Genomic DNA, 1,083 nt, shown 5'->3' on the forward strand with positions numbered 1-1,083 from the left:
CAGCAGCAATAAAAATTTCTCTGGCTTCTGTCCGGAGCTCAATAGCAATCTCAGCAGAAAAAAGAGAAAAGTCAGCAAAAAGGACAAGCTGAACAAATTCTACATGCGCAAAAGAAAGAGCGAAGAGCAGGACAACCATCCCGATAGCGACACCTATGAGCAATCAATTTAGCAATCACCCGCCAGATACCTTAGAATCCTTTTGGAATGCCGCAGCCTTTTGAATCCAGTTTCCTGCGGCGCACTGCTGCTGAGCAGATACCTGACTGTTAACAGACAGCTACCTGAAGGCCTCTTTCTCTTTCTGTTTGCCCGACTTTTTAACACCAGGGCCGAGATACCCGTCGTCAGCAGATTCAATCCCCGGTCCCGAGACGCACTCAGGACATGTCAGCCCCAAGCTGCAGGCCGGGATAACGATATAGTATTGCAACGAGATTAAAGCATTGAGTGGATTACTAGGTCTTTTCAGAAAGAAAAAAGCGCCTTCATCCGGTGGGCAAAAGTCTATACCGGCACCAAAAAATCCTTATTCCAAGCCCCCGCGCGGGAAGAAAAACAGTAAAGTTGTCGGCACTCAATCCAGAAACCCAAAGTCTCGGAACACTGCTCGACGTAATCATTCTCACAACTCTCATCGCTCAGACGACAAGAAGACCGAACCCTCCTGGCATATCAGCCAGTTCCAGGTAGAGCCCGAACAGGGTAAAACCCGCTTTCATGACTTTGATCTGCCTGACCCACTGATGAGAGCCATCCAGGAACTGGGCTTCAAGTACTGCACCCCCATTCAGGCAGAAGTACTGGGCAGCACACTGGCTGGCAGAGACGCTATTGGTAAAGCTCAAACCGGTACGGGCAAGACAGCCGCTTTTCTCGTCAGCACCATCAAACAATTGATCGATATCCCGCCACCGGATCAACGCTATCTTGGTGAACCCCGTGCGGTCATCATTGCCCCTACCCGAGAACTGGCATTGCAGATTGGTCAGGATGCTGAAGCCTTGACCAAATACCTGCCCCTGAACGTACTGACGGTTGTGGGTGGAATGGATTATGAGAAGCAGCGCAGCCGAATGAGTA

At 50.1% G+C, this 1,083-nt stretch carries 1 protein-coding gene; it reads left to right on the forward strand.

Annotation, left to right across the window (positions count from 1 at the left end):
• Window positions 1–446: 446 nt before the first annotated feature.
• Window positions 447–1,083: DEAD/DEAH box helicase (locus KDK18_RS12165; protein WP_257255190.1), on the forward strand; the 637-nt coding region annotated here is incomplete at its 3' end.

The sequence above is a fragment of the Endozoicomonas sp. SESOKO3 genome, assembly GCF_024606255.1.